This is a genomic window from Pseudoalteromonas sp. 3J6 (genome assembly GCF_903995135.1).
GTDB lineage: Bacteria > Pseudomonadota > Gammaproteobacteria > Enterobacterales > Alteromonadaceae > Pseudoalteromonas.
In genome coordinates this window covers 1,993,975-2,010,474 of record NZ_LR877185.1, presented here as the reverse complement: position 1 = coordinate 2,010,474, position 16,500 = coordinate 1,993,975, and the positions used below count along the sequence as shown (strand labels likewise).

The 16,500-nt window shown below is 38.4% G+C and carries 18 protein-coding genes; 15 read left to right on the top strand and 3 right to left on the bottom strand.

All coding sequences use genetic code 11. The features are described 5' to 3' along the window. Positions 1–103 precede the first annotated feature (103 nt). From P3J6_RS09165 to P3J6_RS09125, 9 genes are all read left to right on the top strand, one after another. Complete coding sequence (locus P3J6_RS09165; protein WP_198522808.1) at positions 104–976, top strand: hypothetical protein; 873 nt, start codon at positions 104–106, stop codon at positions 974–976. Between the two features lie 7 nt (positions 977–983). Continuing rightward, a complete protein-coding gene (locus P3J6_RS09160) occupies positions 984–1,421 on the top strand; it encodes a hypothetical protein (RefSeq protein WP_198522807.1) in 438 nt (145 codons plus the stop codon). 591 nt (positions 1,422–2,012) lie between these two features. Continuing rightward, entirely contained in the window at positions 2,013–2,786 is a 774-nt protein-coding gene (locus P3J6_RS09155) for a ChaN family lipoprotein (protein WP_198522806.1), read from the top strand. Continuing rightward, the gene (locus P3J6_RS09150; protein ID WP_198522805.1) at positions 2,780–3,370 is read left to right on the top strand and encodes a hypothetical protein; all 591 of its coding nucleotides are present in this window, start codon (positions 2,780–2,782) and stop codon (positions 3,368–3,370) included. The genes P3J6_RS09155 and P3J6_RS09150 overlap by 7 nt, the downstream gene beginning before the upstream one ends. 55 nt (positions 3,371–3,425) lie before the next feature. Next, positions 3,426–3,692, top strand: a complete 267-nt coding sequence (locus P3J6_RS09145) for a hypothetical protein (RefSeq protein ID WP_198522804.1) — start codon at positions 3,426–3,428, stop codon at positions 3,690–3,692. A gap of 60 nt (positions 3,693–3,752) precedes the next feature. Then, positions 3,753–4,538, top strand: coding sequence for a hypothetical protein (locus tag P3J6_RS09140; protein ID WP_198522803.1), 786 nt, complete (start codon positions 3,753–3,755; stop codon positions 4,536–4,538). Between the two features lie 179 nt (positions 4,539–4,717). Beyond that, entirely contained in the window at positions 4,718–5,227 is a 510-nt protein-coding gene (locus P3J6_RS09135) for a DUF6795 domain-containing protein (protein ID WP_198523791.1), read from the top strand. Beyond that, on the top strand, positions 5,214–5,762 hold the full coding sequence (locus P3J6_RS09130; protein WP_332871384.1) for a DUF6795 domain-containing protein: 549 nt from the start codon (positions 5,214–5,216) through the stop codon (positions 5,760–5,762). The genes P3J6_RS09135 and P3J6_RS09130 overlap by 14 nt, the downstream gene beginning before the upstream one ends. Positions 5,763–5,789: 27 nt before the next feature. Next, positions 5,790–6,956, top strand: a complete 1,167-nt coding sequence (locus P3J6_RS09125; protein WP_054201374.1) for a lipase family protein — start codon at positions 5,790–5,792, stop codon at positions 6,954–6,956. A 13-nt stretch (positions 6,957–6,969) separates the two neighbouring features. On the opposite strand, the gene soxR is transcribed toward P3J6_RS09125, so the two are convergent. Beyond that, complete coding sequence (soxR, locus tag P3J6_RS09120; protein WP_198522802.1) at positions 6,970–7,431, bottom strand: redox-sensitive transcriptional activator SoxR; 462 nt, start codon at positions 7,429–7,431, stop codon at positions 6,970–6,972. Positions 7,432–7,532: 101 nt separating this feature from the next. On the opposite strand from soxR, the gene P3J6_RS09115 reads away from it, so the two are divergent. From P3J6_RS09115 to P3J6_RS09105, 3 genes are read left to right on the top strand one after another with little or no spacing between them, the layout of a single operon-like run. Next, the gene (locus tag P3J6_RS09115; protein ID WP_198522801.1) at positions 7,533–7,997 is read left to right on the top strand and encodes a flavodoxin family protein; all 465 of its coding nucleotides are present in this window, start codon (positions 7,533–7,535) and stop codon (positions 7,995–7,997) included. A gap of 51 nt (positions 7,998–8,048) precedes the next feature. Next, the gene (locus P3J6_RS09110) at positions 8,049–8,573 is read left to right on the top strand and encodes a DsrE family protein (protein ID WP_198522800.1); all 525 of its coding nucleotides are present in this window, start codon (positions 8,049–8,051) and stop codon (positions 8,571–8,573) included. 2 nt (positions 8,574–8,575) lie between these two features. Continuing rightward, positions 8,576–9,175, top strand: a complete 600-nt coding sequence (locus tag P3J6_RS09105; RefSeq protein ID WP_198522799.1) for an SGNH/GDSL hydrolase family protein — start codon at positions 8,576–8,578, stop codon at positions 9,173–9,175. On the opposite strand, the gene P3J6_RS09100 is transcribed toward P3J6_RS09105, so the two are convergent. Both P3J6_RS09100 and P3J6_RS09095 read right to left on the bottom strand, forming a co-directional pair. Then, positions 9,172–9,846 (bottom strand): LytR/AlgR family response regulator transcription factor, encoded by a 675-nt coding sequence (locus P3J6_RS09100; protein WP_138605894.1) that lies wholly within the window; start codon positions 9,844–9,846, stop codon positions 9,172–9,174. The genes P3J6_RS09105 and P3J6_RS09100 overlap by 4 nt on opposite strands. 2 nt (positions 9,847–9,848) lie before the next feature. After that, positions 9,849–11,348, bottom strand: a complete 1,500-nt coding sequence (locus P3J6_RS09095) for a sensor histidine kinase (protein WP_198522798.1) — start codon at positions 11,346–11,348, stop codon at positions 9,849–9,851. A gap of 226 nt (positions 11,349–11,574) precedes the next feature. Here P3J6_RS09095 and P3J6_RS09090 point away from each other — a divergent pair, with 226 nt between their 5' ends. From P3J6_RS09090 to P3J6_RS09080, 3 genes are all read left to right on the top strand, one after another. Then, complete coding sequence (locus P3J6_RS09090; RefSeq protein WP_138764903.1) at positions 11,575–12,447, top strand: ABC transporter ATP-binding protein; 873 nt, start codon at positions 11,575–11,577, stop codon at positions 12,445–12,447. Continuing rightward, positions 12,438–15,593, top strand: a complete 3,156-nt coding sequence (locus P3J6_RS09085; protein WP_198522797.1) for a M1 family aminopeptidase — start codon at positions 12,438–12,440, stop codon at positions 15,591–15,593. The genes P3J6_RS09090 and P3J6_RS09085 overlap by 10 nt, the downstream gene beginning before the upstream one ends. A gap of 207 nt (positions 15,594–15,800) precedes the next feature. Further along, a complete protein-coding gene (locus P3J6_RS09080) occupies positions 15,801–16,490 on the top strand; it encodes a response regulator transcription factor (protein ID WP_138764901.1) in 690 nt (229 codons plus the stop codon). Positions 16,491–16,500 lie beyond the last annotated feature (10 nt).

The window sequence follows — 16,500 nt, the reverse complement described above, 5'->3', positions numbered from 1 at the left end:
AGGACGCTGTATAATAATATAGTCGATTTTCATCGAAATGTTCAAAATTTGAATAGTACTAATATAAATAGTTAAAAAAGTATTTTTATAGAAAAGGAATTTCATGTTCAACTTAAATATGACTGCAAGTGTTGGATTAAAATCAGCAAATAAATCGGCTGACGTACAACTGATACGCTCACTCTTAAATGCTTATGCACGTAAAACGGGGTTATCCCTTATTGTGAATAGTGAGGTCGATCACCACTTTATTGACCTAATTAAGCACTTTCAGAAACAAGTTATAAAAATGGGGAATCCAGATGGCATAGTTTCTGCGAACCGAGGGACTTTTAGAAAGTTAGTTGAATTTTTGTCTAGCATTTATACCAAAGTCTCAATTACAAAGCCTAACTACGGTATTTTAACATGGGATGCTGAGGGTACAGAAGGTGGGGTTTATCACAGCCGCTGTTTCCATGTGCCAACCAATAGGTCTGGGTTAACCATTGGTCGGGGTTACGATATGCGTGAAAAAACATCTTCCAAAATTAGTGGTCAACTTATTCAATCGGGCATCGATAATAAAGTGGCTAATGTTATAGCCCTTGCTGCAGGTAAAATGGGTAATGCAGCTAAGCAGTTTGTTATAGAAAAAGACTTACTTGATTTTGAAGTATCAGCACAGGTGCAATTAAAGCTATTTGAAATTGTTTATAAAAAAATGGAAGCTGATGTAAAGCGGATATGTAATAAACCTATAACAAGTCAAACATATGGAAAAACAGATTGGCTAAATTTAGATCCGAAGATAAAAAATGTTTTGATAGATTTAAGGTTTAGAGGAGATTACCGCCCTGCTAGTCGTAAAATTTTACAAAAACATGTTGCGAACAATGATTTAATATCCTTTAAAGCTGAAATAAATAAAAGTGCTAACTGGGGTGGTATACCGCTTGCCAGGCAACAGGCGCGTATTAAATACATAAACTCATAGGTGTATGATGAAACAATTGATGATTAGCATTTATTTGATTTTTACTTTTTTTTGTACTGAAGCAATAAGTAATGATGACAAAACTTATGTTAGCTTTGATGTTATAGAGATGAATGTGGAAAGGGTTAATGATAACTTATTCCGCTGGATAAAATTTCATCCTGATAGCGAGTTCCCATGTTTAAGATTAGAGATTTTAGAAGCAGGTAGTAATGCGCTTATCAAACGAAAGAATATTTGTAACGTGTATGATGAAGCTTTAAAAGTTACACATGATTTTAAAAAGTTATCATTTTTAGATATCTACAATCTGAGTGTTGAATCTCAGAGCCTAACATTTGAGTTGGAGCTATCTCTAATAAGCCAAAATGTGGTTAATATGAATTGTTCAATTAAGATTGAAAATACAGACTTTTCTCCACTTGTTTGTCACCGTTCAGAGTAGTTGGGATAAACTGTGGTGAGAATACCGTTCACATTTGTGGATGATTTTAATGATTCAAGTTTTAATGGACATATATTTAACATTTTAAATGTAATAACGGCTCCAAACTATCTAAAATAATTACTTAAATAAATAGGTATGGTTTGGTACGTTTCAAAAAAGCTCAAGAGTTCTGATTAGCTAAAATTTAAAGTTAGGTCTGTGGGGATGGTTTTAATGGCTAAAGGTACCGAAATCTTTTTTTATTTCTCCCATAGAAGCTTTTACGTAGGTTCTTATTAGTAACGGTTATCTTACTTATAGGAACTGTTTATTCAGGCATGACATTGTTAACACAGTACTTTGATACAAGTCCTGAGTGTCTGTTGGGTATTTTGTTTTCCGTTGGAATTATGTTTTGCCTTTTAAACTTTAAAGTTAGTCAAGGCTCTTTTCTATGTGCAAAGTTATTGAAATACGATGCTCTATTTTTAGCTTTTATTTGCAATGAGCTATGAATATGCAGTTGCTCCTTACAGCTCTGAAAATAATAACGCTATTGAATTTTATAGATGGTGTTTTGAAAATTTAAATAAAAAACAAGGATAGGTAATGAATAAAATAAACACGGATGTAAATTACAAAACAATGGCCGGTAATGCGCGTTTAGTTATGCTAGGCGAATCGAGCCATAATACCGCTGGCTATAAATATGAAGCTATTAAAGCCCTAAAGCAGCTTAAAGGAGCAGGGTTTACTCATTTTGCGATGGAGATGTTGCCACGATCTATGCAAGAAAAAATTGAGTTTTACCAACGTACGGGTAAAGGCTTTAGAGAAATTCAACAATACTTCGATGAAAACTGGGCTTGGGGTTATTTAGTTCCTAAAGCTTATGGTGAGTTAGTAAAAGCTGCTAGAGATATTGGCTTAAAAATTATTGCCTTAGATATTTCGCAAGAAATGATGGAGGTTATGGATAAGGAGTGCTCTTATGATCAATATGTTGGAGGGGACTGTTTGAGCACGCACACCCGTCGTAATAAAATATGGGCTGATAATATAGCGGGTGTTTTAAATCAATCGAAGGCAAATCGTATCGTTGCTTTTATGCATCGATGGCATGCTGTACAGGCTTCAAACTACGAGCCTGGTTTAGATACCCTAATGCCAATTAGGGGAATCAATAGCATTAGATTTATAGATTTTATAGGGGGTATTGCTTGTCTATCTCAAAGGCGTTGTGAAGGCGATTCAACTGAAATAAAAACTCTCAAGCAGCAATATTTTTATCGTGAAGGTTTCCCTTCTAAACATTTAGTTAAAACATTTCAAGTTCATATTCCTGAACAAAGAGTCAATTCTGATGGAACTCTCAAATGGTAAAAAGAATATTTATAGCTTTGTTTGTTCTTAGCACAATCACTGCTCAAGTTCAGGCTGAGTCTTTATCAAAGACTTTATGGCCAGATCTTGATATCAACAATCCTGAGTTGTCTAAAAATACAGTGATGCTTCAATGTCAAAAAAGCTTAATGTATGCGCCTAGACAGCTTGAAAAGTGGTGCGAAAAAGCTTACGACATGGGTGAGTATGAAGCATTACTTTTTATTGGCCATCATACTGGGGACGGCTCACGTTATGTTAATGAGTTAAAGCGCCGTGTGCTGAAAAATGAAAATTTGGCTATTCGCAGGCTTGCATGGCTTTATGATGGTGGTTTGTTTGTTGAGGAAGATTTAAAGGAAGCCGCACGTTTATATGAGCTTTTTTTAACTCAGGCAGAAGAGCCATATCAAATTCTGTTAAGGTCGATTCATTACGATTTAGCAAAAATCTATACCAAGCTTGAAGATTGGCCAAATGTTATTATTAATGCGCAATATGTGATAGATCAAAAGCTAGACGATGGCTCTGATACTTTAGCTAAAACATTAAAAGAAAATGCCGTAGCAGCAATGAGCAATTAAATATCAAATCCAAAAAGGAGCTATAATCGCCAAAGTTAAGGCTTATAGAATTATTATGGAACAACAACACCAACAAACACTAATCAACCTTGTATACGATATTTACGAGGATCCAACCAAAATTGAAGAGCATCAAGAGCTTATTCAACCATTATTGAGCGATTTAGTCGCAACTGCGCCTGCGGGTTTTGAAGGCATGGCGACGATGATCAATACTCATATTTCAAACGGGTTTAAGTTTAAAAACCCTAAAATACAAAAGTTTGAGCTTGAGTCGGGCTTATTAAAGCTTAAAACCTACTTGCAAAAAATAAACCTTTAATTAGTTTCGTAATTGCCAATACTCTCGGCGCAGTGTGTTGGCTGTAATCAAGGATGATAAATGACTCTTATAAACACCTGCATTTTAATGCTGTTTTTACAGCCATTATTTGTTTATTTAGCACTTTTTAAACAGTCAAAATACAGTGTTAAGCCCAAAAGCTCGTTAGATAATGAAGATTCAATGTTTTTATTTATTGCCCCTGGCTTATCGGTTTTTTATCTTGATCAGTTTTGGGTCGCGCTGCTTTATTTAGGTAGTGTGTGCTTATTGGGTGTATTGCTAGCTAAAATTGTAGAAAGTAAGGCAAACAAGCGATTGACCATAGACGATTCAATAGGGTTTATGGTCGCCAGTTTTATCTTTTTTGGAATGATAAAGTTAATTATTGTTGCGGCTGCGTATTTTTTTACCGATGACGCTTCAAGCGCGATAGCAGAAGATTTAAGCCCAGCTAAAGAGCCCTCATTGACGATTAGCCAAATGTTTAGTGTGGATTACTTGTATAGCCAGTTTAAACCTACGGTTTATTTTTTAGCATTAATGGTCGTGACCTTAGTGCTCAAAATTATTGAGTACAAGTTCTCTTTGAAGGAGGCGCTTTCAGGTATCCTTATTATGCTAAGTGCTATATTAGTAGGCATTTCCCCACTATTTGGCGAAGCTTATATATTAGGCTTAATTGCTAATTTTTTTATTTTTTTTATAGTGTGCTCTACATGTATTGAAATAGACAAAATAGGGGATGCATCGGGTGGCGCTATTGCTATTTTATATGGCTATATATTAATGATGGGACTTGGGTTTAGCATTATATGTAAGCTGGTTTATGAATTGTTTTTTTAGGGAATGATTTGTTGCTTATTTTTTGCTCTAAATGCTTGCAGTGCGCTTTGTACCCAATTAGAATAAATTTTAGTTGAAATGGGCAATTTCATTAACGCTGATAGTTAAGAGTTTAAAACGTCATTAAATAGCAATACGACACGTGTATTTTGAGTTTAATAGTTTGGAGCTTGTATATTTTGTTATCGCGTTTTAAAGCTCACATTTTGGTAATTATATCTATTGCTATTATTTTGACTACAACACAGGCTTATGCAGATATATTTGGTTTTTTTAATAAGCAGAGTTTTGTTTTATCGGCTCCGATGAAGGGGCAATTATTAGATAAAGGGCAGCCTGTTGCAAATGCTAAGGTTGTACGTGCGCTTACTTATGGTGATGAATATAAAGATGAAGTAATAACCGATGATAATGGTTTTTTTACCTTCACAGAAAAATCTATAAAAACGAGTAAGCCTACTAACATGTTGGATAATGAATCACTGGTTCAGCATGTTTATTTAGAAAATGGTACGCCTGAGCGCGTTGTTCTTTGGTACATAACCGTGTCTATGCACGAGGGGAGTGATACCCTAAAAAACTTACTCGCTAACTTAGAGTGTGATATTGCCGAAGAGCCACAAACATACGACATACCTATAGAAGAAGCGCCAGAGCACTTCTTTACGATATATGGTGCATGCATTTGATTTCTTGGAGATTATATTTTTGATGGAGCGGTTTAAGTTACCATTACTCATTGCAGTTGTGGCTATTCTAATTTTATTTACTACAACACAGGTTTTTGCAAATATGTTTGGTTTTTTTAGTAAGGAAGATTTTGTGTTATCAGCTCCAGTTGAGGGGCGTTTGCTTTTTGATGAGCAACCTGTTGCTGGTAAAAAGGTATTTCGTAGACTAAATTATGGCGATGAATATATTGATGAAGTAACAACAAGTAGTGATGGTCGTTTTTCTTTCCCTAAAAAAGTTATCAAAACATCAAAGCCATCAAACATGTTCGACAACGAATCTGTTATACAACACATATACACATTAGATGAGAATGCAAAGGAAGTTACTATTTGGGCAGTTAGGCTATTTCCTTACGAGCATAAAGATACGCTAACCGAATACTTAAGTAATTTGGTTTGTGATATCGCAAATGAGCCAGAAACATTTGATATAGCTGCTAAAAATGATAAACAGCATACATTTGCAGTTTTTACCACCTGTAAGCTCTAACGTTTAAAGCCAATAAAAGGATTTAAAATGAATACGTTAACACCTACTCAGGCAGTCCAATTAGCATCACTTGCTTATGATGCTAAAGAATTAAAAAATACAAAACTATTAAATGGGCTATTGCATGCATCCTTACGAGATCAGTTTGATTTTTCTATCAATAATAGATCCATACAAGGTGTGTCAGGCGGGTTTTTCTCTCATTTATTTGGTTTAAGTACTGGGTTTGGCCTTGTTGCACACGGTAAAAATTCATTTCAAGGTGATTCAGTAATCACTATTCGTGGGACGGCTTCTCTTAGAGATGGCCTAACAGATGCGCACTTTGGTTTAAGCGGTGGCTCTAACGGCAGTATGGTACATGCTGGGTTTAATAAAACCTTTTATAGTATGAAACCTGCACTACAAGAGTTCGTTGCTGCAAATATAAGAGATAAAATGACCGGCTGTGTGCACATTGTTGGTCATAGTTTAGGTGGTGCATTGGCTACGCTTTCAGCCGATTGGATAAAAGCAGAGTATTCGTTGCCGGTTAAATTATATACGTTCGGCTCACCAAGAGTGGGGCTTGATAACTTTTCACGCGCTGCCACCTCTCGTATTGATAAAATATACCGCTGTACACACGGCGCTGATCCGGTTACAAAAGTGCCTTTGTGGCCATTTTCACATGCGCCCTACAATGGCCAAGAAATTCGCCTTGATAACGGCCAGGGCCTTAAAGGCGCAGCACACAAATTAAGTGGTACGCCAGGCTATGTTAATACCGCAAACAGTAATGACTGGGGCAATTTAACTGTAAAAGCTAACCACTTTTTAAGCACGCCGGTACGTTTGAAGTTTGAAGACAGAAATCAAGCTTCATTTAGTTCGCATTGGGCAGATAAACTTGGCGCTGCGTTAGTTACCTTATTAAAAGATTCGGGCTACTACAGTGCTGTTGCGGCGCAAGCAGCCATAGGTACAGGCTTAACTTTTTACGATATGCTGGCGCGAACGCTTGATAAAATAGCCAAAGCGTCAGCCTCATTTGCAACGCAAACCTTAGGTTTACTCGGCCACATGCTAGTGTTTGCTGGCAAAGTTATTAGCAAAGCTGTAGAGCTGACTTACAGTTTTATAAAATCGGTATTTGACTCAACTCTAGGGGCATTATATCGCGCTGCCCGAGAAGGCTTAAATGGTCTAGATTAAGGTTTTATAAGCCTTAATCTCGCTCTAACAAAATGGCACCACTTTGGGTTTCACCTAAGTGGTCGTCTTTGTTATAAATAGGGCACTTACTCATTGATAAACACCCACAGCCAATACAGCCATCAACCCGTTCACGTAAACGTTGCATATAAGCAATACGCTCATCAAGTTTCTCTTGCCATTGCTTTGAAAGTGCAGACCAGTCTTTTTGTGTTGGTGTACGCTGCTCTGGTAACGTTGCCAGAGTTTGTTTAATTTCTTCGAGCGTGATCCCCATCGCTTGTGCTGCTTTTATAACCGCAATACGGCGCAGAACATCTGGCTTATAACGGCGTTGATTGCCGTTGTTTCTCCAACTTCGGATCAAGCCTTTGGTTTCGTAAAAGTGCAGTGTTGATACTTTTACACCGCTGCGCTTAGCCACAAAGCCTACGGTTAAGTTGGCTTCAGTGAGCTTTTTTTGTTGTACGGTCATCGGTATGCGTCCTGTTTGCAAAAATATGGATATTGCTTATTGACCTGAACTTAACTTGAGGTTTTAAGCTTTGCTCTATCATAAAAAAAGGAGTGATACAAATGCAAGATAAATCAACGAATACCACAGCCATAATTTTTTCAAGTGCGCGTAAATCAGGTAACACCAGTACACAAGTCAACAATTATATAGCTAAGGAAGGCGGGCAAGGCTTTTGCATAGATGACTTTGTTATCTCACCTTATCGCTATGACAAAAACTACCCTGAAGATGATTTTTACACTCTATTTGAACAGTTACTTACCTTTGAGCATTGGGTAATTGCGTCACCTATTTATTGGTATAACACCACGCCACAAATGAAAGCGTTTATGGATAGAATTACTGATTACATGGATGATGAGGCGTTAAAACCGAAGCTTAGAACTTTACGTCAAAAACAGTTTTCACTGCTGTCTAATGCTACGTCTGCTTCTGCGCCGGATGCATTTATCGATATGTTTAAACATACATTCAATTATTTAGGGATGACGTTTATAGCGCACTCACATGTTCAGGCTAGTTAATTGCTTTAAATAGCGTTAGGGTAGGCTAAGCCAACAATAAAATGGAAACTTATGAAAACATCACTTTTAGGTCTTAGCCTTCTTTTAACTAGCTTTAGTAGTTTGGCAGCAGAGCCTGCGCCTGTTATTAAAGACTTTGGTTATTTTTATAATGTGCCCGAGCATAAATCTGATTTAAGCCAAGCGCAGTTTAAAATTGCCTTTGATGTAGGAGATGGCGCTGAAAAAGGCGCGCAAAATAATCATATTAATTCGTTAGCGCGCTTTATCAATATGCATGTGGCTCACGGCGTAAAACCAGAAAACATCCAGCTGGCGCTAGTGGTGCACGGTGGTGCAAGTGTTGATGTGCTTGAAAACAGCTTTTACAAAGCGCGTTTTGACAAAGATAACAAAACCCAATCTTTGCTCAAACAGCTACTTGCTAATAAAACGCAGGTATATGTGTGCGGGCAGTCGGCAACGCATATGAAAGTGGAGGCTGATCAACTAATACCTGGAGTGCAAATGGCGCTTTCAGCGATGACCGCGCATGCGCAGTTACAGCAACAAGGCTATACGTTGAATCCGTTTTAAACATGAATATTCTTTGTTTTGGCGACTCCAATACCTTTGGTACATCACCCGTTGATGGAAAGCGGCTGCCTGCGCATGAACGCTGGCCGGGCATATTGGCAGAGCTGTTAGGTACAGGGCACCTCGTTATTGAAGCTGGGCAGCCTAATCGTACCTTAGTGAATAACCCGCCATTTAGCGGCGATAAATCAGGCGTAAAGTATTTAAAACCTTACCTTGAGGCGCAGCCGTTGGATGTCATTATCATTGCGCTTGGCACCAATGATTTAAAAGCCCGTTTTGCACTGTCTGCTATCGATATTAGCAAAGCGCTTGAGGAGTTGATTTTAGCCATTAAAGCGTTTTATCACGGTAACGCACAGCCAAAAGTAATCATATTGAGCCCGCCCAAGGTTCATGAAGTGGGAAGTTATAAAAGTATTTACGCAGGTGCAGGTATAAAAGCTGAACAATTATCTATTGAATTTAAAGCTGTCTCTGAACGCCAGGCATGTGTGTTTATCGATGGCTTTTCACTTCTTGCTGCTTGTGAAAGTGAGGGGGTTCATTGGCCATCTGAAGAACATAAGCGCCTTGCAAAGCAGCTACTACCCTTTGTTTAAAGTAGTGTGCGAGAGAGTTCTTTATATGATTTGCCAATTTTAACAATAGCCCCTGTGGTTAGTTCAACATTCTCATGATTAACCGCAGTCACTTTGTTTTTATTAATTAAATACGATTTATGAATTTGTATAAATGTATCTGCTAGCTGTTCACTCAGTTGCTTAAGTGTCGCTGTGGCAAGCGTGGTATTCTGCGCTTGATGCAACTTTACATAATTACCGTAAGCTTCAATATATTCAATGGTGTCTAACACGAATTTTCGTTTTTCTCGGTCTACTTTAAGCGTTATACATTGGGGCTGTTGGTCTAAAGGCTGTGCCGCACGTTGACACACTTTGTTGAGAGCTTGCTTTAGCCTCGGCGCTGAAACGGGTTTGAGCAAGTAGTCTGTAACATTTAAATCAAAGCCAGCTAAAGCATACTCTTGATAGGCACTATTGATAATTACTTGCGGCGGGTTAGCAAGTGCTTTTAATAGCTCAAGGCCTGTTAACTCTGGCATATTAATGTCGAGAAACACTAAATCAATGCCCGGCTTGGCAAGCACACATAAGGCATCTTTAGCGCTATAGTATTGACCTACTACATTTATATTGGAGTGTGCAGTTAAATGATGCAGTAGGACTTGGTGCGCTAATGGCTCGTCATCAACAATAATGGCTCTTATCATTTTTACAGCTCCAAGGTCAGTGTTGTTTGCCACATTGCATCTTGCTTATGGGTTATTAGTGAATGTTTATTAGGGTATAAAAGTTGCAGTCGTTTTTGTAAATTAGCGAGCCCCATCCCATGTTCTTTTTTTACTACTCGAGCGGGTATTGGGTTGGTGCAATAAAGCGTTAAAACATTGTCATTGATTGTTATTTCAATTGATACGTGTGTTTTGTCGCTCGCGGGCTCAACCCCATGTTTTATGGCATTTTCAACAATAATAATCAACAGCAGCGGTGTGATTTTGAGGTCGTCACAATTGTGCGGCCAAACAAGGTTAAACTTACACTTATTCGCACTTCTTATTTTTTGTAATTCAATAAAATTCTTAAGGTAGTCTAGCTCTTTTGCCAGTGGCACGGATGACTTTTGCCCTTCATACACTGTGTAGCGTAGTAAGTCTGCTAAATGTAGTACTAATTGAGGGGCTTGTTCTGATTTTGTCAGCGTAAGTGCATATAAATTATTTAATGTATTAAATAAAAAATGAGGGTTCACTTGTTGTTGAAGTAATTTTAGTTCGGTTTGAGTTTGCTGTTTAGCGACTTCATTTAACTTGCTTTGTTGCTGTTGACGCTCAAACGCCAAAATAATCGGGGTACTTATAACAAGAAAAAGCAGCATAAACTGATAATTAAACTTACTAAAAATATTTTGATCGCCACTTGGTGTGAGGTTAGCAACGCCGTGGGGTAAGTCATTAATGGGTAACGATAGAACGGCAGCTATCAACAAAGGTGTTAATACCAGCATTACAATAACGCAAACGGCTACAAACAAAAATACGCCGTGAACAGCAAGCAAGTGGCGAATGAGAAAGTATCGGTTAAATAAATATAACCCGTAAACAATTGCAGTATAAACGCCTAGTTGCCAAAAATAAGTGATAAATTGACCAAACTGCGAGACGACTTTACTTGGATCAAAAATTAAATTAAATGGTTGATTTAATAGTGGGTCTTCATGTGTATTGAGTACCCCAGCCATTAGAAAACACCCGCCCAAAAGAGTGAGTAACACTACATTATCCAATGATATTAATGTACTTAGCCGTTTGCTATTGAGTGAAGGCTGAGTGACAACACGTTGAGATATCAGCCATGTTAGGCTTGCTGCCGTACATAAGGCCCAGCCTTGCGGTGCTAAATAGTGCCATTGAGCAAATTGTGGAAGCAGCACACCGAGCGCGTATATCAAGATAGGGTAAGCAATAAAACCTAACAGCCAGCTCATTAAGGCTAGTCTTAATGGCTGTTGAAATGCAATTGCATGGGCGATTAAAAAAGGCAGGCATACTAAAAGAAGTTGCAGGTTTATTTGTAAGTAAAGCGGTGTTGAGCTGAGCCTTAACGATAGAAAGCGAATATGGGCTTCAAGTAAAATGGCAGCCAATAACGGCAATAAGGCAATGACATATTTTACCTTAATCCGTTGTGATAAAAAGGAAATAACCGTCTGCACATTTCACCTTAATATAATTTTAACTTCACACTACTTTACCCTTTAAACATTATTAACACATCTTTACGTTGCTAAAAAACCACAAATAATGATGAAAGTAAGGTTTTCAATGATGAGCAGCCAATCGTTACTCTTATCCCTTAGTTATAGGCTTTGATCATTACTTGCTAGCTGATTTGGAAGGTGTTGCTTAATGTGACTATTCGTCAATTAAGGAACGCAATAGATGCTGACACTTACAAATATAAATAAAAAATACCCAGATGGCACGCACGCTTTAAATGATGTGTCGGTTCATTTGCCTGCTGGCATGGTTGGTTTACTTGGACCAAATGGGGCGGGTAAATCAAGTTTAATGCGCACCCTAGCGTGTTTGCAAAGTGTGGATAATGGTCAGGTAAATTTTGATGGCTTAAATGTGCTGCAACATCCCGAACAGATGCGCAAACAGCTGGGCTATTTACCGCAACAATTTGGCGTCTATCCAAATATGAGTTGTATTGCATTGTTAGAACATATTGCAACGTTAAAGGGACTCAATAAAAAAGATCGAAAGCAGCAAATAGAGGAGCTTTTGGCACTATTAAATTTATCTTCGTTTGCGAATAAAAATGTGAGCCACTTTTCGGGTGGGATGAAACAACGTTTTGGTATTGCTCAAGCGTTGTTAGGTTCTCCTAAACTGATTGTTTTAGATGAACCAACCGCAGGGCTTGACCCTGCTGAGCGCGAAAGTCTCAATAATTTATTGGTGACGATTAGTAAACAACGCCTAGTGCTGTTATCTACGCACATTGTAGAAGACATAGAAAATCAGTGTCACTTTGTTGCAATGATTAACCAAGGCCAGCTAATTCAAAGTGGTGAAGTAGCCGCCCTTATCAAGCCATTGCATGGATGTGTATGGCTGCTAGACACCCTGCCTAGTGAACTACCGCAAGAGAGTTTGGTACTAAGCAAAAGTTATCGGTACGGCAAACCTTCATTTCGTGTTTATGCTACAACGACCCCTGCTGAAAGTGCGATACCCGCAGAAGCGACACTGCAAGATAGCTATTTTTATGAATTGAAAGCAAGAGGGTGTCACGCATGTTATTGATCAATGAACTGCGTTACATCACTCGTCAGTCTCTGCTTTGGTTGTGCTTTTTAGCAGCGCCTTTGTTTGCGTATACATTGTCAGCAGGGTTAGCTGTTGAAGGAAGCGATGCGATAAACCAGTTAAAGCTGCACCTAGTTGCCCTACAAATGATGCAACTAGCTTTACTGACAGGCGCGCTTGCACCGACAATTTTTTTACGTGATCAAATACACAATATGCACGAGCTTGTAGCAGCGACTCCTATTACTTTTAGAAAGCGAGCTTGGTTACGTTTGAGCGCTTTGGTGATGTGTGTGTTTGCGATTGCGTTTATTAGTATGCTGGTGGTTGTAACACAGTTACTCAGTAACGGGTTTGACTGGCATATTATTAATCTACTGTTTGTTAATAGCCTTTTTATGTTGTTTCCTAATGCGTGTTTGCTCAGTGTCATTGCCCTGTGGTTTTGTCAAAAGTTCAGCAGTGCTTTGGTGAATTATGTGATATTTGCAGTTTTATGGATTGGCTACTTACTACTTGCAAGTGTTACTGGTAACCCAATACTGGCGGGCAGTAGTATTATCAGTGAAACTAGCTATCAACTGTTTATATGGTTAGACCCTTTCGCATACACCGCGATTATAGCTAGCTTTAGTGAACCACAAGGCTGGATTGTCGCTTTTAATCGGGTGCTGATATTATTACTCACAAGCCTTATTTATTTTAGCGCTGTTGCAAGTAATCAGTCTAACTCGTTTAGTAAGCCAGTAAAAAGTGCAGTGAGCAAGCTACAACCCGTTACGGTAGCAAATGCCTCGTACCGACCTGCGGCTGCACAAAGTCATGGTCTAGCGATATTTATCACATTTTATAAAGTAGCGCTTTTCAATGTGTTAAAGCATCCAATAACATGGATAGTTTTTTTAGCTTGGCCATTCATGGTGTTTAATAGCGTAGCCTCTTCTGCTGCTTATGCTGAGCCATTGAGTGTAATCAATGCAACAACCAGTATCGATGCAATTAGTCACTATGCATTTGATATGCAAATACTGTTTGGGTGTTTGCTGATGGTGCTTTGGAGCTGGCAAATCAGTTGCTATGCACGGCGCTTTAATATGGCTGAGCTAATTGCTGCTACGCCTATCAAAACGGCCACTATTTTATATAGTCAATTATTGGTATTGGCTACTTTGGTTATTACTTTTTCAATAATGAGTTTTGTGGGAGCTTCTTTAGCGCAGTGGTTTATTGATAGCCAATATGACGCTTACGACCATGTATATGTTTTGTGTTTATCGTCACTGCCCCTGATGCTAATTGGCTGGGTAACGGTATGTGTATTTAATATTTTTCGCTCAACACTGGTTGCAGGAGCAATCGTTTTTGTGATGCTGTTGCTAAAATTTACACCCGTTATGACTTATTTAGGACTCACACACACATTTTGGAGCCTAGCTTGGACGCCATTGCAGCCGCCGAGTGAGTTTTGGGGTTACCGGGCAAGTATCAGCAGTTATTGGCCTTATATGCAGGTGTGGTTGCTGGCCGGTATAAGTTTTATATTGCTAACGTGTGTATTTAGTCATCGCGGTGCGGGGTTTGATAGGCGTGCGGTTGTGCGAAAAGATGCATGGCTAATAATGCCAGTGTTGCTCTGCGTTGGCTTATTTGTGCAATTACATCTACGCTTGGTTGATGAAAAACCGCTTACCAATTCGCATAAACGTGAAGCGTTTAAAGCCAATTATGAAAAAAACTTTGTAGATTGGCAGCATAAGTTGCAACCTCAAGTTAGCCATATTGATGCAAATATTGATTTTTACCCGCATCAACAGTTTGTTAAGTTTGATCTAACGTACACCTTAGAAAACCTTCATCCAACGGCTATTAAGCAAATTTTAGTTGGCAGGGCAGGTTTTTATAAATGGACGAATGTAAAGATTGCTGGTGCGACCCAAATTGCGTTTTATCCTGACTTAAATCAAGCTGTTTATGAGTTTGATATTGCATTAAAGCCTCATGAAACACGACAATTAACCACAAAATTTGATATTCATCAAACAACATTGTGGCCTGCTAGTGGGCATCAAATAATTACGCCTGAATTTAGTTATATTCGTGCGGTTCCTGCGTTGCCAACCATTGGCTATCAAGTCAATTATGAGCTTACCGATACACAGTTACGCGCTCAATATGGTTTGCAACAAAAGGCACGGCCTTTAGCTTCAACATTATTTAATGAACAGCAAAAAAGGCCTAAACACTATGAGCGTATAACGATGTCGAGCAAAATATCAACCGCATCGGGGCATCAAGTTGTGACGCAGGGCAAACAAATTACACATCAACGTGAGCAGGGCCGTGAGATATTTGAGTTTAAAACATTAACTGAAATTAATAACTTACCTGCTTGGCTGTCAGTGCCTTTTACTGCTGCAACTAAAAAGCATGATGGTGTTACGTTACAAGTATTTGCAAAAAAACAACAGCTGATTGAGCGCTCAGATGCAATTGCTGTTAACTTTCATGCAATGATAGACACACTTGATTGGTTTAAAAATAATATTGTTGCTTATAAAGCAAAGCAATTGAGTATACTTGCGGCCCCATCCTTTGGGGGCACAGGGTATGCCTTGCCACAAATTATATTAATTGAAGATACCGTCGGTTTTAGGGCTCGACCAAGCAATGATGCCGGTTTTGATCAGCGTTATCGCCGTGCAGTGCATGAAACCGCTCATCAATGGTTTGGCCATGATATAGGCAATAGCGTGCCTGCTGACAGAGCGTTTTTAATTGAATCGATGGCAAAATATATCGAATTAGTGGTGATAGAAAAACGCTACGGTAAAGCCGCTGTGAATGCATTAGTTGAGTATGAGACAAAACGTTACAAGCAAGCATCTCGTATGGATATTACCCCTCAAATGGCGTTAATTGATTCAACAAAAAACTACGATCAATACTCAAAAGCCACTATCGCATTTGCAAAATTAAGGAAAGAAATAGGCGATGAAGCGATAATTAAGGCACTTAACTTAGTATGGGAAAATCATTCTCACCCTAATATGCCTGCTACTTCAATGGACTTTATTTTTGCGTTAAAAGAGCAAGTTAATCCACAGCTAAGTAGTTTAATTGATAAGCTGTTCTTAGAGATATGACAATCTTCAAGTCGCCAGCGGCTTGGAGTTGACTCTAAATTGCTTTAACTAAACGTGTTGTACTTCGCATAATGTGATGGCGAGAGGGTGTTGGCCGTTCGACTTAATTGCTTTACAGAGTACTCCACTACGAAGGTATACCAAAAGAGCATTGTGTTTTGTAGTTGATTTAGGTAATGTAATGAAATTGTTTCAGGGATGGTAATTATGTTAAGTAAAAAATTTGCCTTTATTAAAACAACACCTAAATCTTCTTCTCACTCATTTTGCTATACAACGATTATAAGCACTTTAAAAGCGCTTTTTAATGAAATAAAAATGGATGACTCACTCCCTAAAGTCGAGTTACGTCAAACCTTTGAACTTTATCTCGTTGATGGTGCGGATAAGGATTGGCACTCATTAATCCCTGCCGAACTAATCTGTTTAGCTAAGCAAAATAAGGTGATTTTATTTAACGTTGATCCAAATGCTGTGTGTGAGAAAAACTTATTATTAAATCACTTCAATGGTGTTTTTTATAGTTCAGATGCTGCAGAGGATATTTTTAAGGCGCTTGTAAGAATAACCGACGGCGAGCTATGGTTTACTCGTAAAGTGATTTCTGATGCATTCAAAGATATATTGAATGCCGCTTCATCTAACAATTTACTGCATGACGACATAGTGCTTAGTAAATCGGATTACGAAAACTTAACCAAACGTGAAAAATCGGTGATTCAATTAATAGCGCAGGGTGCGAGTAACGATAAAATAGCGAACAAACTCAATATTAGTGATCACACAGTGAAAACTCATCTTTATAGTGCGTTTAAAAAGACTCAATCGCGTAATCGTATAGAGCTTGCAAATTGGGCACAGCGCTACATTTCGGTATTACTTCCATTAGATAATTAAATAAAAAGGC

Excerpts from the sequence above, each read along its gene's own strand:
- soxR (WP_198522802.1), bottom strand. The coding sequence starts at position 7,431 with ATGACCGTACAACAAAAAAAGCTCACTGAAGCCAACTTAACCGTAGGC.
- P3J6_RS09080 (WP_138764901.1), top strand. The coding sequence starts at position 15,801 with ATGTTAAGTAAAAAATTTGCCTTTATTAAAACAACACCTAAATCTTCT.
- P3J6_RS09150 (WP_198522805.1), top strand. The coding sequence starts at position 2,780 with ATGGTAAAAAGAATATTTATAGCTTTGTTTGTTCTTAGCACAATCACT.
- P3J6_RS09160 (WP_198522807.1), top strand. The coding sequence starts at position 984 with ATGAAACAATTGATGATTAGCATTTATTTGATTTTTACTTTTTTTTGT.
- P3J6_RS09090 (WP_138764903.1), top strand. The coding sequence starts at position 11,575 with ATGCTGACACTTACAAATATAAATAAAAAATACCCAGATGGCACGCAC.
- P3J6_RS09145 (WP_198522804.1), top strand. The coding sequence starts at position 3,426 with ATGGAACAACAACACCAACAAACACTAATCAACCTTGTATACGATATT.
- P3J6_RS09140 (WP_198522803.1), top strand. The coding sequence starts at position 3,753 with ATGACTCTTATAAACACCTGCATTTTAATGCTGTTTTTACAGCCATTA.
- P3J6_RS09165 (WP_198522808.1), top strand. The coding sequence starts at position 104 with ATGTTCAACTTAAATATGACTGCAAGTGTTGGATTAAAATCAGCAAAT.
- P3J6_RS09085 (WP_198522797.1), top strand. The coding sequence starts at position 12,438 with ATGTTATTGATCAATGAACTGCGTTACATCACTCGTCAGTCTCTGCTT.
- P3J6_RS09125 (WP_054201374.1), top strand. The coding sequence starts at position 5,790 with ATGAATACGTTAACACCTACTCAGGCAGTCCAATTAGCATCACTTGCT.
- P3J6_RS09110 (WP_198522800.1), top strand. The coding sequence starts at position 8,049 with ATGAAAACATCACTTTTAGGTCTTAGCCTTCTTTTAACTAGCTTTAGT.
- P3J6_RS09105 (WP_198522799.1), top strand. The coding sequence starts at position 8,576 with ATGAATATTCTTTGTTTTGGCGACTCCAATACCTTTGGTACATCACCC.
- P3J6_RS09155 (WP_198522806.1), top strand. The coding sequence starts at position 2,013 with ATGAATAAAATAAACACGGATGTAAATTACAAAACAATGGCCGGTAAT.
- P3J6_RS09100 (WP_138605894.1), bottom strand. The coding sequence starts at position 9,846 with ATGATAAGAGCCATTATTGTTGATGACGAGCCATTAGCGCACCAAGTC.
- P3J6_RS09115 (WP_198522801.1), top strand. The coding sequence starts at position 7,533 with ATGCAAGATAAATCAACGAATACCACAGCCATAATTTTTTCAAGTGCG.